Here is a 428-nt window from a genome sequence, read left to right as displayed (position 1 = left end):
CCGAGCGCAAATACGGCAAGCTCACGCTGCGCCAGGTGATGGCACCGGCGATCAAGCTCGCCCGCGACGGCTTCGTGCTCACGCGCGGCGACACCGACATCCTCGATACCACCACCAAGCGCTTCCGCAGCGATCCGGACGCGGCGCGCATCTTCCTGCGCGCCGACGGCTCGCCGCTGCAGCCGGGCGACCGGCTGGTGCAGAAGGATCTCGCGGCGACGCTCGAGAACATCGCCCGGCACGGCGACGAGGCCTTCTATCACGGCAGGATCCCGCAGGTGGTCGAGGCGGCCTCGAAGCAGGGCGGCGGCGTGATCAGCGCGGCCGACTTCGCCGCCTATCGCGCCGAGGACACCGAGCCGCTCAAATGCGACTATCGCGGCTACACCTTCATCTCGGCGCCGCCGCCGAGCTCGGGCGGCGTCACG

Annotated in this window: 1 protein-coding gene; it reads left to right on the top strand. The window is 70.6% G+C overall.

What is annotated here, in order from left to right; genetic code table 11:
* Positions 1 to 428, top strand: a 428-nt coding sequence (locus FQ755_RS16730; protein ID WP_186308547.1) for a gamma-glutamyltransferase, incomplete at both ends; no start/stop codon positions are given.

The organism is Paraburkholderia sp. BCC1885, from assembly GCF_900996235.1.
Lineage (GTDB): Bacteria > Pseudomonadota > Gammaproteobacteria > Burkholderiales > Burkholderiaceae > Paraburkholderia.
This window is presented reverse-complemented; position numbering and strand designations above follow the sequence as displayed.